Origin of the sequence: Candidatus Sulfurimonas marisnigri (genome assembly GCF_015265475.1) — a bacterium.
GTDB lineage: Bacteria > Campylobacterota > Campylobacteria > Campylobacterales > Sulfurimonadaceae > Sulfurimonas > Sulfurimonas marisnigri.
This window is the reverse complement of sequence record NZ_CP054493.1, coordinates 1,027,198-1,040,757: the sequence shown is the minus strand read 5'-3', so window position 1 is coordinate 1,040,757 and position 13,560 is coordinate 1,027,198. Positions and strand designations below refer to the sequence as shown.

The 13,560-nt window shown below is 33.2% G+C and carries 9 protein-coding genes and 1 pseudogene; 2 read left to right on the top strand and 8 right to left on the bottom strand.

Annotated features, from left to right (window positions below; all coding sequences use genetic code 11):
- Window positions 1–8: 8 nt before the first annotated feature.
- On the top strand, window positions 9–1,370 hold the full coding sequence (gene mgtE / locus HUE87_RS05285) for a magnesium transporter (protein WP_194367679.1): 1,362 nt from the start codon (window positions 9–11) through the stop codon (window positions 1,368–1,370).
- Window positions 1,371–1,438: 68 nt separating this feature from the next.
- Here the strand turns inward: mgtE and HUE87_RS05280 are convergent, their stop codons facing one another.
- From HUE87_RS05280 to HUE87_RS05250, 7 genes and pseudogenes are all read right to left on the bottom strand, one after another.
- Entirely contained in the window at window positions 1,439–2,617 is a 1,179-nt protein-coding gene (locus HUE87_RS05280; protein WP_194367678.1) for a sensor domain-containing diguanylate cyclase, read from the bottom strand.
- Between the two features lie 284 nt (window positions 2,618–2,901).
- A pseudogene (proA, locus tag HUE87_RS05275) lies at window positions 2,902–3,279 on the bottom strand (glutamate-5-semialdehyde dehydrogenase); the annotation flags it as partial.
- On the bottom strand, window positions 3,280–3,597 hold the full coding sequence (gene ppnP / locus HUE87_RS05270; protein WP_194367677.1) for a pyrimidine/purine nucleoside phosphorylase: 318 nt from the start codon (window positions 3,595–3,597) through the stop codon (window positions 3,280–3,282).
- Between the two features lie 12 nt (window positions 3,598–3,609).
- On the bottom strand, window positions 3,610–4,377 hold the full coding sequence (locus HUE87_RS05265; protein ID WP_194367676.1) for a pyrroline-5-carboxylate reductase: 768 nt from the start codon (window positions 4,375–4,377) through the stop codon (window positions 3,610–3,612).
- Window positions 4,374–5,171: a glutamate 5-kinase gene (gene proB / locus HUE87_RS05260; RefSeq protein ID WP_194367675.1), complete on the bottom strand. Its 798-nt coding sequence runs from the start codon at window positions 5,169–5,171 to the stop codon at window positions 4,374–4,376. Before proB ends, HUE87_RS05265 begins: the two co-directional genes overlap by 4 nt.
- A 108-nt stretch (window positions 5,172–5,279) precedes the next feature.
- The gene (locus HUE87_RS05255) at window positions 5,280–8,867 is read right to left on the bottom strand and encodes a proline dehydrogenase family protein (protein WP_194367674.1); all 3,588 of its coding nucleotides are present in this window, start codon (window positions 8,865–8,867) and stop codon (window positions 5,280–5,282) included.
- A gap of 373 nt (window positions 8,868–9,240) precedes the next feature.
- Window positions 9,241–10,779, bottom strand: coding sequence for a carbon-nitrogen hydrolase family protein (locus HUE87_RS05250; protein ID WP_194367673.1), 1,539 nt, complete (start codon window positions 10,777–10,779; stop codon window positions 9,241–9,243).
- 315 nt (window positions 10,780–11,094) lie between these two features.
- Between HUE87_RS05250 and HUE87_RS05245 the strand changes: the two genes are divergently transcribed.
- Window positions 11,095–13,029, top strand: coding sequence for a thioredoxin domain-containing protein (locus tag HUE87_RS05245; protein WP_194367672.1), 1,935 nt, complete (start codon window positions 11,095–11,097; stop codon window positions 13,027–13,029).
- Window positions 13,030–13,173: 144 nt separating this feature from the next.
- On the opposite strand, the gene HUE87_RS05240 is transcribed toward HUE87_RS05245, so the two are convergent.
- The gene (locus tag HUE87_RS05240) at window positions 13,174–13,521 is read right to left on the bottom strand and encodes a sensor histidine kinase (protein ID WP_194367671.1); all 348 of its coding nucleotides are present in this window, start codon (window positions 13,519–13,521) and stop codon (window positions 13,174–13,176) included.
- Window positions 13,522–13,560 lie beyond the last annotated feature (39 nt).

Here is a 13,560-nt window from a genome sequence, read left to right as displayed (position 1 = left end):
AAGATAAAATGAAACTGACATCTATAGAACTGATTAAATTACTTGAGAATAAAGTTCAGAGATATGTTGAAGGATTTGATACAAATTTACATCCTTATGATATTGCAGAATTGTTGGTAGAGTTACGTAATTATGATGAAAAAGTATATTTACAAGAGTTAGCAAAATTCCCTGAAGAGCTCAAAGCAGCTGTTCTTATTGAGTTACCAAAGCAGTGTCATGAAGAGTTTGTAGAGCATTTTACAACCAATGAACTTGCAGAGATAACAAACACACTCGACACAGATGATGCTGCTGAACTTATTCGTAATATTGAAGAAATTGATGAAGATATTGCCGAGGAAGTTCTACAACATCTACCACAAGAAGATCGTGAAAATCTAGAAGACCTCATCGCTTTTGGAGATTATCAAGCCGGTTCATACATGCAAACTGAGCTTTTTTCAGCTTTCATTGATGAGCAGGTCGGTGAGTCTATAAGAAGGCTTAAGCGTCTAAAAGCTGCAAAAGAGTTAGATAGTGTTTATCAGGTATATGTTATTAGTAGAAAAAATAAATTTTTAGGTTCCATACCTTTAGAAGATTTGATTTTACAAGGGCCAAATGTACATTATAAAGAGTTGGTAAAAGAGGGTGTTAACAGTGTAGCTGTAAATGCTATCGATGATATTCATGATGTTGTAGAGATTGCATCTAACTACGATATGGGTGTCATTCCTGTTGTTGACTCAAAAGGTAAACTACTTGGTCGTATCACATCTGATGATATCTACGACATTATTGAAGAGCGTGCTACTGGTCAGTTATATAACCTTGCCGGTGTTAATGATGAAGCAGAGCAAGAGGAAAGCCTATTTCATATTGGTAAGCACAGAGCATTTTGGCTGGGTATTAATCTTTTTACAGCAATTGTAGCATCTGTAGTTATTGGCTTGTTTGATACTACTTTGCAATCATTTGTCGCTTTAGCCGTTTTGATGCCCATTGTTGCATCTATGGGCGGTAATGCAGGAACACAGACACTTACCGTAACCGTAAGACAGATGGCTCTGGGAGATATTAGTGATGATGATGCAAAAAAAACAATAAAAAAAGAGGTCTATTTAGCGCTTATGAATGGTTCTATCTTTGCAGTTACAATTGGTCTGATTGCATGGGCATGGTTTTCTATACCGTTGCTCGGCGTAGTAATAGCCGCATCCATGGTTATTAATCTCATAACGGCAGGTTTTTTTGGTGCACTTATCCCTTTAATTCTTAAAAAGGTAGATATAGACCCGGCTGTAGGTTCATCAGTTCTTTTAACCACAGTTACAGATATAGTTGGATTTTTTAGTTTTCTAGGCTTAGCAACACTGATTTTACTTTAATTAAAACTATATAATTTATTATCCGTATCTAAATACAAATGTTATGGACCTAGTTAAACACTTTGTATTTAGAGTTTAACTACTTTATTTCTTCCTTCATGTTTAGCTTTATATAGTGCATTATCAAGACGCTTTATAAACGTTTCAATACGTTCTTTCTCTTTAATTTTACTCACCCCAATACTTACCGTAATTTTTCCTACTATTTCAAACATCTTAGATTCAATACCACTACGAATATGTTCTGCTATTGTTAAAGCATCCTCTAGCGAAGTTTCTGGTAAAAGAACGATAAACTCTTCTCCTCCCCATCGTGCAAAAAAATCTGTTTCTCTTATATTTGATTTGACCAAGTGAGCCATCATTTTCAAAACATCATCACCAATATCATGTCCAAAGTTATCATTTACTTTTTTAAAATGATCAATATCAAAAAATAGTGCACTTAAATTACGTTTATATCTTTTTGCTCTACTGTACTCAACCTCTAATAGTTCATCAAATTTTCTCCGGTTATAAATACCAGTCAATGCATCAACATATGCGAATTGCTTAAGCCTATCATGTTCTTTTATTTTGTGTGTTATATCAGATATGATACTTAAAAAATGTATATTATTATCTATCATTAAAGATTGTGTTTTAACCTGTACATGGAGTATGTCACCTTTTTTTCGTCTAATCTGGGCATTTAATTCATACTTTTTACCTTGTTTTAGAAGCATTCCATCCATTATTATTTTTAGTTCAGATTGGCTTTTAGGTAGAAGTAGTTCTATAAAATTTTTACTCATTAGTTCTCTACCCCTATACCCGCTTAGCTTCTCAAATGCTGGATTACTATAAATAATTTTTTCATTGTATAAAACAATTCCCTCAGGTAAATATTCACTTAATGACTCAAACATCTTCCCTTTTTCGGAAAGTTCTCTTGTTAGTTCTTTTCGTTTGGAAATATCAAAAAAACTTAAAAATTTACAAGTTTTACCATTCAAATCTATTGACGACTCTATAATAGAAAAATAATGCTTTTTTTTAATATTTTGAACTTCATATTCTCCTCTATCTAAAACGGGGAGTATAGATGATATAACAATGTCACGAATGAGGATGTTATTTTTGTTTATAAGAGCACTTTTATGTAAGATGTTAAACTTATTATTAGACCAAATAAATTCATTTGACTCATTTAAAATTAACACTGGGTATGCCAGCCTATCTAACTGTAATAACAGATCATTTTTCATTGGCTTAATGCTCCAAAAATATAATTTAAACATCTACTATATAGTACAACAATTTTTATATCTGAAAGAGTATTATGAGATTAGGTTAATAATACATATTTTAATACTATAGATTATGCTATATTTACCTCTAAATAAGTACTTTGCTTTTAAATATATGCTGAAACCAAGTCCTAAGTTGACAATCAAGAGACATACTTTAAAAATCAATCATCTAAAATATTGAGCTACAAATAGAAAAACATTATTCTTTGTTTTCATGTCTCAGCTTTTAGTATATTTTTTCATGCTCTAATTTGTCCACTACCATAAATCTTAAATTTATACGTAGTAAGTCCTTCTATACCCATAGGTCCACGAGTATGAAGTTTATTTGTGCTGATACCGACTTCCGCTCCAAGGCTAAAAGAGCCACCATCTGTAAATCTAGTTGAAGAGTTTACATATACCGCCGCCGCGCCAATAGCATCCACTAATTTTATATTTAAATTATTGGCTAAATATTCAGTATCAAAATCTTCATCAGTTGCGTTTGTTACGGTAATAATTTCTTGGGTATTTGCACAGCCTTTAAGTTCAGTTCCTGCCTTATTAAATACGACTTTTATCTTAGGAAGAGCATCTTTGGCAATAGCTTTATCTACCAAAAACGCTTCCATAGCTTACGCCACAATGTAGCTACAGCAGTAATCCGTAACAGTTTTTACTCTCAAATCAAAAGATGAATTTGCAGGAACATTAAAACTCTCTGGAGTATTTAAAGTTTTAAATTCACTCTCTCCTGGTAGTTTTACTTCTAAATCACCACTCATCATCTCCATAATTTCAGCTTCGTTGGTGTCAAATGTGTATTCACCAGCTTGCATTACACCTAGAGTTTGTCGGCTTCCATCTTCTAAGTAAATTGTTCTACTTACAACTTTTCCATCAAAGTATACGTTTGCTTCTTTTATCATCGATATATTTTCTAATTTTGTCATTTTTATTTCCTTTTAGTTTTTAAGTTTTAATTCTTTAGCTTTTGAATAAGCATCGCTTATCGCTTCCATCATCCCATGACGAACATTGCATCTCTCTAGTGCCGCATATCCTGCTGCCGTCGTTCCACCAGGGCTCATTACGCCATCTTTTATAAGTGCAGGGTTTTCATTTGCTATTAATGCAGCAAAGCCATCAAAAAGACCTTGCACTAAAATCTGAGAATCTTCTCTTTTTAGTCCTTGATTTACCGCGCCATCAGCTAAACTCTCAGCAATAAGTGCGAGATATGCAGGACCGCTTCCAGCAACTCCAGTAGCTATGTCTAGCTCATTTTCAGTACTTAACCATAGAGCAGTTCCGATATTGTTAAATATTTCAAGAGCTGTCTCTTTTAACTCTTCATCACCAGTTATAGTAGTCATTGACTTTAAAAAACTAGCTCCTAAATTTGGCATAGTTCTTATGTATTTTTTAGATTTTATCTGTGCTCTTATGCTATCTATGGATGTTCCAGCTAATACAGAAAAAATGGTGTCTGCTTCTCCAGATAACTTCGGTGCTAAATCAGGAAGAGAGTAAGGTTTCACACAAAGAACTATGTTTTTTCCAGTTATATCTTCACTTTTACCTATAACTTTTGTCGTTATTTTAGGAAGTTTATTTTTAAGTGTTTGGAGAGTTTTTTCATTTCTACCTAACACCTCTATATCATAATTTGAGACTAATCCCTCTATAAGAGCTTTAGCCATATTACCATTTCCAATAAAAGTTAATTTCATTTTTTACCTTTTTTTTCTTCTTCTTTTTTTTCTTGCTTGCTAGTAAAGAGAGTGCCTTTGTTATGCACTCCATCTATCAAAAACTCTCTAGCGGACGTTAAATCGAAACCATTACATAAAAACATCTCTCTATTTTTACTCATAATGTATTGGGCCGCTTTAAGTTTTGTGACAATCCCACCCGTTGCAAATTTAGAGTTTGGAGTATGTTCTTGATTTAACTCCTCCTCTTTTATTTGGGTTACTATTTTTTTTATTTGCGCTTTAGGATTATCTTTAGGGTTAGAATCGTAATAACCATCAATATCGCTTAATATTATAAGCATATCAGCTCCTGTATAGTAAGCAACATGAGCGGATAGTTGGTCATTATCTCCAAATAGCTGATCTGGAGTTGTTGAGATATCGTTTTCATTTACAATAGGTAAAATGTCATTTCTTAATGTTCTATCTATAATATCTTGAAATATTTCAGTATGTACTCTTGAGTCAAAATCTTCCTCTGTTAATAGTATTTGAGAGATAGTTACATCAAAAATATCAAACTTATTTTTATAAGAACTCATAAGGACAGATTGCCCGACAGAAGCTAAAACCTTTTTACTTTCAGGGATACTTCTATTTAATTGAACTGCTGTATATCCAGCCGCTACAGCACCAGATGAGACTAAAATTACTTCATATTTTTTCCTAGCTTCAACAATTAAAGAGACCAGGTTCAACATCCTCTCATTTGCTATGTTTGTTGTTTCCGTTAAAACACTGCTTCCTACTTTAAAAACTATTCTTTTCACTTTTTCCCCTTATTTTATTTAAAATTTAAATCTATGGTTATGGTTAATTATTTTTGAACAGAGTTTTCATTTGCTGAGATATACCATGAAAACTACCATTACATAGACTTAAACCTCCTCTAAAGTTAAACCTTGAATCCCTAAGTTACCATATCTATGGTAACTGTTTGAGATACTTTGCTCGATAAAGTAGTGCATTAGTTCTAAACGACCATGTGAAACAAAAGGATCGTGTGCTATGTATATAGCTTTACTTGCAACTTGCTCATAAATATTTTGCGTTACATTATCTGGATGTAAAAATCTGACTCTTTGAACCTTAGTCATAATCTCGATTAGTTCATCTTCGTCATCTCTACTTATGCTGTCCTCTTTACCTATAAATGAAGTTTGTTTTGATTCTAGCCAAATAAGTTCCGCTTTTTTACTCTTCTTAGGTATAGAAACATGAAGCTTTGCGCCAATCATTTTAATAGCAATAATAGTCGTTAAAATCTCATCTAACGCATCATTCTCTTCTACTCTTAAAAGCACACTCTCAACTGGAAGATATCGGATAATATTGCTCTCACCACGTATGTATGCATAGTCATGCTCTTTTAAAAATTCAACTTCATGCCAATGAGCAAAATGACAGATATGTCGAAGTGCCAACTCGCACTCATCATTAAATACAGTATCTCTAGTCAAGAAACTTCGCATCTGATCTATGAACTGTGTTGAACAACTCTCATAAAGATTAGTCTTTTTATAATCAATATTCATAAATTGGCTAACATAGTTAAAACCACCAGCTTTTTTACCGCTCCCAATAGCAGACTTTCTCATCCCACCAAATGGCTGACGAGTTACAATAGCTCCAGTTGTCCCACGGTTTATATAAAGATTTCCTGCAAGGATTTTATCCCTCCAATAATCTTGTTCTCTTTTATCTAGCGTTTCTATACCTGAAGTTAAACCATATCCCGTTGCATTTACTAGTTCTATAGCATGATCAAGATTGTCTGCACACATTACACTAAGTACTGGACCAAATAATTCGTTCATATGACAAAAATCATTGTTTTTTGTTCCCCATCTCACAGATGGTGTAAGCATATAAGGGTTGCCTTTATCTGCATAAGAAGGTGGGACAAGCCACTCTTCACCATCATCAAGATATGTAAGTGATTTTTTAAGACTTCCTGCAGGTAGATTTGAAAGAGTACCTATTCGATTTGCAAAATTCCACACTGAACCTGTCTGAAGTGACTCTACTGCCTCTTTTAAAGTCTTTTTAAAAGCTTTGTTTTCATATAATTCTTTTTCTAAAACTAACAATGATGTAGCTGAACATTTCTGTCCAGAGTTATGAAAGGCAGATACAACTACATTTTTAATAGCCTGATCTCTATCCGCAAGTGCTGTTACTATGGTGGCATCTTTACCACCAGTTTCAGCACTTAAACTTATATCTGGACGTGATTTTATGATTCGATACGCTGTCTTATCTGAGCCTGTAAATATAGTAAAATCAATATTTTCATTAGGTATAACATGCTTACCAACTTCACTTCCAAGAGCAGGTAGAAACTGAAGTGTATTTTTACTTACCCCTGCATCCCAGAAACATTGACAAAGCCTATATCCACAAAGGATTGAATCTTTAGCAGGTTTTAGTATAACCGTATTTCCAGCGGCCAAAGATGCCACAACTCCTCCAACAGGAATAGCGATAGGGAAATTCCAAGGACTTATAACCAATCCAACGCCTTTACCACTTGCTTCAACACCTGTAAGACCTGACATTTTAGCCACACTATAAGGATAAAAATTTGCAAAGTCTATCGCTTCACTTACTTCTACATCTGTCTCAGTAAAAACTTTTCCAACTTCAGCGGCAGCAACACCAATTAAATCAGCTCTTGCCAATCTTAACTCATGCGCCACATCCATTAAAATTCTTTGTCTTTCTAAATAGTGTAATTTTCTCCAACCATCTGGGTCCTCTTTTGCAGTAGCGATAGCTACTCTCATATCATCTTCATTTGCTGACATATAATGTCCGGCTATTTTTTTTTCATGATATTGAGATTTATCTATTACCTCTATAATATTATCGTCTCTTTTAACTATTTTACCACCAACAACTGGATAAGCGTTAAAACCACCAACTTTACCAATATTTTGCCATTTATCGCAGATACTCTCCGCCCATTTTCTGTTTGCAGATAAAATAAAATCTGTATCTGGTTCATTTTCAAATTGATAATATCTTATGTCAATATCTTTCTTGGTTATCTCTTTGTTTCTATCTTGCGTTCTGTATGGTTTTTGATGAACAGTTGGTATTAAAGCGATGGCGTCGTCATAACTTTTTATGAGAGTATCCCAAGCTGGAGTATCGACTTCAAGACCAAAACTATGTCTTAAAAAATTTTGATCTGCTGTATTTTCATCAAATCGTCGAACAAGATAAGCAATAGCATTTGTAAATGTTTCTTTTGTAGCGGTTGGGGCGTAAAGTATTACATTTAAGCCTTCCTTCTTTAGGACTTCATAAGCTGCCTCACTCATCCCCTCTAACATCTCAGCGGAACAGTATTTCTGTGTTCCTCTCTCTTTTGCTAAAAGCATAGCTAAAGCATGGTCAAAAAGATTATGAGAGGCTATACCGGTATGAGCATATGGCGCTACTTCGGGGTCTAGCAAAAAATCCATTGCTATCTTAAAGTTTGCATCACTCTCCGCTTTTGATGAATAAGTAACATTAGGCCAACCTCTTAAAGAAGCTTCGGTTAACTCCATCTCTTGATTTGCACCTTTTACAATACGGATTTTTATAGGGGCTCCACCATTAAGAACTCTATTCTTAGCCCAAGCTACTAAATCTTTGATATAAATCATAGCATCTGGTAGATAATTTTGGATAACAATACCTGCGTGAAAATCTTTAAATTCCTCTTTTTCTAAAACATTTTTAAATGAATCAATAGTGATTTCAATATCTCTATACTCTTCCATATCAAGATTTACAAATTTATACTTCTCTTTACCATCTTTATCTTTATATCTGTTTTTCATAGCCGTGCTATAAACTTTTTCTAACTGCTTCGAAATTTTAACAATGTTATTATGATGTGCATGTGGAACTATCTGAGAAAAAAGATTTGATATTTTTATAGAGAGGTAATCAACATCTGGATTTTCTAAAAGTTTTATATATTTATCTACTCTCTCTTGCGCTTCTTCTTCACTTAGTACTATCTCTCCAATGACATTGATATTTACACGAGTTCCCTCATTTTTTCTAGCTTTCATATGTTTAGCTAAAACTGGATCTTCGCCCTTAATAACTATGCTACTAATGTCATTTCGAAGATACTTAATAAAAAGGGGAATAGATATAGAACTTACATAAATACCTACATCACGAAATAACCAGATAAGGATCTGTTCAAATTGAGAAAAAAAGTCTGTACTTTTATATTTGGCAAAGATATGCTCTAACTGATCAGCAACTCTATCTCCATCTTTTGAACGAAAACTTTGGTCAAGTAACTCAATAAGGAATATCTTATTAATAGGATTTTTCAGCATTTTCATCATCATGTCGTGAAAATCCTGTTCCTTACCTTTTCTTGAAACCTGTATCTTTTTTTGCCACTCATAAGCGACACTTTTTACTTCTTGAACTGTTTTTTTTGGTATGCTCATATATTTTCCTCATGCACTACATTCTTATAGTTTTTTCATATTCACTACTCAACTTTATATAACTTTTAAGATTTTATTGAGTTTAGAATGACTCCACTTTTATAGACACTTACAAATTCAGTAAAAACCTAATTTTGTGTAGCCTCCTTATTATATCTTTTTTCAAACTGGAATGACCATAATTTAATAAACACTTATCCATTAAATTAACAATTCAGATTGTCTTGAAAAATTATTCTAATCCTTTATATATGGTTATTCAGATTATCAAGAAGCTCATAACACGCGTCAAATAACTGCTTATAGCTCTTTCAATGCATTTGTACACAATACTTCCCGACCCTTTTTAATTTAATATTTTTTTCTAGCTAACTCAAATAGATTTAGTTTTATTTGTTAATTCGAATATGTCTTTTCTTCTATCTTTAAGATTTTTTACACTTCCAAACTCATGCAATTCTCTTAAAAGGCCTATATCAACATCCGCTATTAAAACCATCTCTGTATTTGGAGTTGCCTCTGCTTTAATTCCATTTGTTGGAAAAGCAAAATCACAAGGTGTAAATACCATTGACTGAGCAAACTGCATATCCATATTATGAACATTTGGTAGGTTTCCTACACTTCCTGCGATAGCAACATAACACTCATTTTCAATAGCTCTTGCCTGAGAACAATGTCGAACTCTAGAATAACCGTTTTGAGTATCAGTTAAAAATGGAACAAATAAAATATCCATTCCTTCATCTGCTAGTAATCTGCTGAGTTCTGGAAATTCAGAGTCATAACATATGAGTATCCCTATTTTTCCGCAATCTGTATCAAATGTTTTTATTTCGTGTCCACCCTGCATACCCCATACTTTTACCTCATCTGGTGTTACATGTATCTTCTCATAACGGTCTATAGTACCATCTCGTCTACATAAGTAACCAACATTATACAAGTGTCCATTTTTTATTTCTGGCATGCTACCTGAGATGATATTGATGTTATAAGATATAGAAAACTCTGAGAGCTTTTGAATAATGTCATGGGTATGTTTAGCTAGTTCTCTTATCGCATCAGGTTCCGAAAGATGATTGTTTTCAGCCATCAAAGGTGCATTAAAAAATTCAGGAAATAGAGCAAAATCTGAGCGGTATCCTGAAACCGTATCAATAAAATACTCAGCTTGTTGTAACAGTTCTTCCAAGTTTTTATATGGTCGCATCTGCCACTGAATTAGTCCTAGTCGTACAACTTTCTTATTTGTACTGATTTTTTTACTCGGTTTTTCATAATAAATATTATCCCACTCTAGTAAAACTGCAAATTCTCCTGAATCTTGATCCCCTTCAAGGTAACCTTTTAAGATTTTTGATGGGTGAAAATCATTTGAAGTCTGAAAGTTGAGCACAGGATCATGAATCTCTTTTCTTTTGACCTTATCAATATACTCTTTTGGTGACATTTCATTTTCGTACTTATGATAATTTGGAATTCTTCCACCAAAAGCTATACCTTTAAGATTGAGGTTTTCACACAACTCTTTTCTATAGTCATATAAGCGTCTGCCAATTCTGAGCCCTCTAAACTTTGGTTTTACAAATACGTCAATTCCATAGAGTATATCTCCATCCTTTGTATGTGTATCAAAAGTATAGTCTCCAGTTATTTCTTTATACGTGTGATGATTTGAAAATTCATCATAATTAACAATAATAGAAAAAGCACATCCAGCTATTTCTCCATCGACCTTAATAACTACCTGTCCATCTTGAAATTTATCAATCAATGACTTTACTTGCTCTTTTTTCCAATAAGCTTCAGGCATTGTTTCATAAGATAAAAGCATAGTCTCTGTAATTTCATCATAGTCATCTATATTAAGAAATTTTAGTTCAATATTTTCTTTATTTTGAGTTTCCATTTATATCCAATTATAATAAATTTTTTTTACATTTATTTTATAATAATTAAGACAATTAGGCTTAATGAAAAATTTGGGCTCCTAAATAATCATTTTCCCTTATAATCAACCTTTTTAACTTCAAACTTCCCATCTCGCTATTAATGGAGTTAGTTTACTCAAAATCAAAGCTATTCTAAATCACAGTTCTATTCAAAGTACACTTAAATAGCAAACTTAAAATCCATCAAATAAAAAACACTTAAGCAATCTCTCATCAATATTTCCATACTCTACAAATAATTAATTTATACACCTTACATGTAGGAAAATATTATGTCAAACAGATTAGAAAAAGAAGACTCACCATATTTACAACAACACAAAGAGAACCCCGTAGATTGGTATCCTTGGGGTGACGAAGCCTTTCTTAAAGCAAAGGCTGAAAACAAAGCAATATTTATATCTATAGGTTACAGTTCATGTCACTGGTGTCATGTAATGGAAGAGACTGTGTTTGAGAACCAGATATGTGCAGATATTTTAAATGAGCATTTTGTATCTATAAAGGTTGATAGAGAAGAGAGACCTGACATAGATAAACATTATCAAGAAGTTCACATGTTGCTCAACCGTCGTGCCGGAGGTTGGCCAACATCTATTTTTTGTACCCCACAAAACAAACCATTTTTTGCAGGAACTTATATACCTCCAGAGTCTCAAGGTGGGAGCATTCAAGGGATGGGGTTTATAGAACTTACAAAACTTATTGGTGAGAAGATAGCCCAAAATGATGAACAAATTTATAAAAATGCAGATGAAATTGAAGGTTTTCTAAATCATATTGAACACCCAAAAGAGGCAACTCTACTAAAAGAGGATTTCGTCAAGAACTTTATGCTTCAGGTTAAGAATAACTATCAGACAAAAGATGGAGGTTTCTCGGTTGCACCTAAGTTTCCACATGTAAGCACACTTGGAACACTCCTTACTATTGACAAACTATATGGCGACAAAGAGGCCTCTTCCATGTTGCTTCATACTTTAAACAGTATGAAAAAGGGTGGGATGTATGACTTGGTTGACGGCGGATTTTGTCGCTACTCAGTTGACAACGAGTGGGTAGTTCCTCACTTTGAGAAGATGCTTTATGATAACGCCCTGCTTTGTGAAGTTTATGCAAATGCTTATCTTGCATACAAAGATGAGAGTTTTCTACATGTAGCCAAAGAGATTGCAGATTTTTGGCAAAACTTTATGAGTGAAGACAACCTTTTTTACAGTGCCAGTGATGCAGACAGTGACGGCGAAGAGGGAACTTACTTTATTTATACCTATGAGGAAGTTTATAATATTTTACAGGTGAACAACTATGAAAACATTGAAGATATTCTGCAGAGTCTTAGTATTACAAAAAGTGGAAACTTTGAGGGCAAAAATATTATCAGATTTAAAGATGCAGAGGCACCAAAAGAGTTTGAAACTATAAAAATTCTACTAGGTGATTTAAGAGCCTCTAGAGAGTACCCGTTTTGTGATAAAAAAATTCAAACCTCATGGTCAAGCATGATGATAAAATCTCTTTTTGTTTTAGGAAATATTGATGCAAAATATAAACAAAGAGGGAAAAAAAGCCTTGATGCACTACTAAAAACTATGTTTATAGAGGGAAAACTTTACCATACTACACTTATACATAAAAAACCAAAAGTAGAAGCTTTTTTAGAAGACTACGCTTATCTTGCACAAGCTCTAATTTTAGCATTCAATTCAACTCAAGATGAAGTGTATCTAGTTAAAGCCCATCATTTTACAAATATGGCACTAGAAGAGTTTTACAAAAATGGTGTTTGGAAATTCAGTACAGGAGAGTTTGAAACAAAAGCAGATATAGCTGACAATACATACACAAGTTCAGTAAGTATAATGGTAGATGTACTAATATCTTTAGGTACTCTGCTCGAAGATGACAAATATGCTCATTTTGCTTTTAAAACCATAGAATACAACTCGTATGAGCTAGGACGCCGTCCTGTTGTATATCCTTACATGTTACGTCAAATGTTAAGGCATTTAAAGGGAGATAGAGTTATCAAGTCGAACATAAAAAACCTGCAAAACAGTGCATTACAGCTTAGCTTAATCACCTACCCTTTTATACAAAGAAAAGCTACTGATGACAAAGATTTTATGGTTTGTGGCGCAAAAAGCTGTTTTGCAAATACAGATAATTTAAACAATATTAATGATATAATCGCCAAAAGTTTTTAACCAAAAAGAGGAATAAATATGAAAAAAATTGTATTAACTTTAATTTTAGCACTTGGAATTGCAAGTATGTTCACTGCATGTGAGCGTAATGACTATCAACACCCAGGTTATCGTTCAAAATAAGTAGGTCTCTATTCAACTACCCTAAACTTTTGCGCTTAGAGGTAGTTTTATCTCAAAACAAGCACCATCATCTGAGTTATACACAGATAATGTACCGCCTATATGCTTCTCAACTATAGTTTTACTCATATAAAGACCCAAACCTGTCCCATCTTTCTCACCTTTGGTTGAAAAATATGGCTCAAAAATTTTATTAATTATATCTTCATTCACTCCGCCGGCATTATCACAGATATTAAGAGTTAGGCTATCTGTTTGCTCCGCTATAGATATATAGACATTTCCTTCATTGATGTAATTTTCTACTATTACTTCTTTATTGCTAGCATAAAACCATAAACTTAATTTTTTATAATTTATAATAATCATATATTAATGTAATCTATTTATTATTACTTATTGATATAA

Excerpts from the sequence above, each read along its gene's own strand:
- mgtE (WP_194367679.1), top strand. The coding sequence starts at position 9 with ATGAAACTGACATCTATAGAACTGATTAAATTACTTGAGAATAAAGTT.
- HUE87_RS05280 (WP_194367678.1), bottom strand. The coding sequence starts at position 2,617 with ATGAAAAATGATCTGTTATTACAGTTAGATAGGCTGGCATACCCAGTG.
- ppnP (WP_194367677.1), bottom strand. The coding sequence starts at position 3,597 with ATGACAAAATTAGAAAATATATCGATGATAAAAGAAGCAAACGTATAC.
- HUE87_RS05265 (WP_194367676.1), bottom strand. The coding sequence starts at position 4,377 with ATGAAATTAACTTTTATTGGAAATGGTAATATGGCTAAAGCTCTTATA.
- HUE87_RS05255 (WP_194367674.1), bottom strand. The coding sequence starts at position 8,867 with ATGAGCATACCAAAAAAAACAGTTCAAGAAGTAAAAAGTGTCGCTTAT.
- HUE87_RS05250 (WP_194367673.1), bottom strand. The coding sequence starts at position 10,779 with ATGGAAACTCAAAATAAAGAAAATATTGAACTAAAATTTCTTAATATA.
- HUE87_RS05245 (WP_194367672.1), top strand. The coding sequence starts at position 11,095 with ATGTCAAACAGATTAGAAAAAGAAGACTCACCATATTTACAACAACAC.
- HUE87_RS05240 (WP_194367671.1), bottom strand. The coding sequence starts at position 13,521 with ATGATTATTATAAATTATAAAAAATTAAGTTTATGGTTTTATGCTAGC.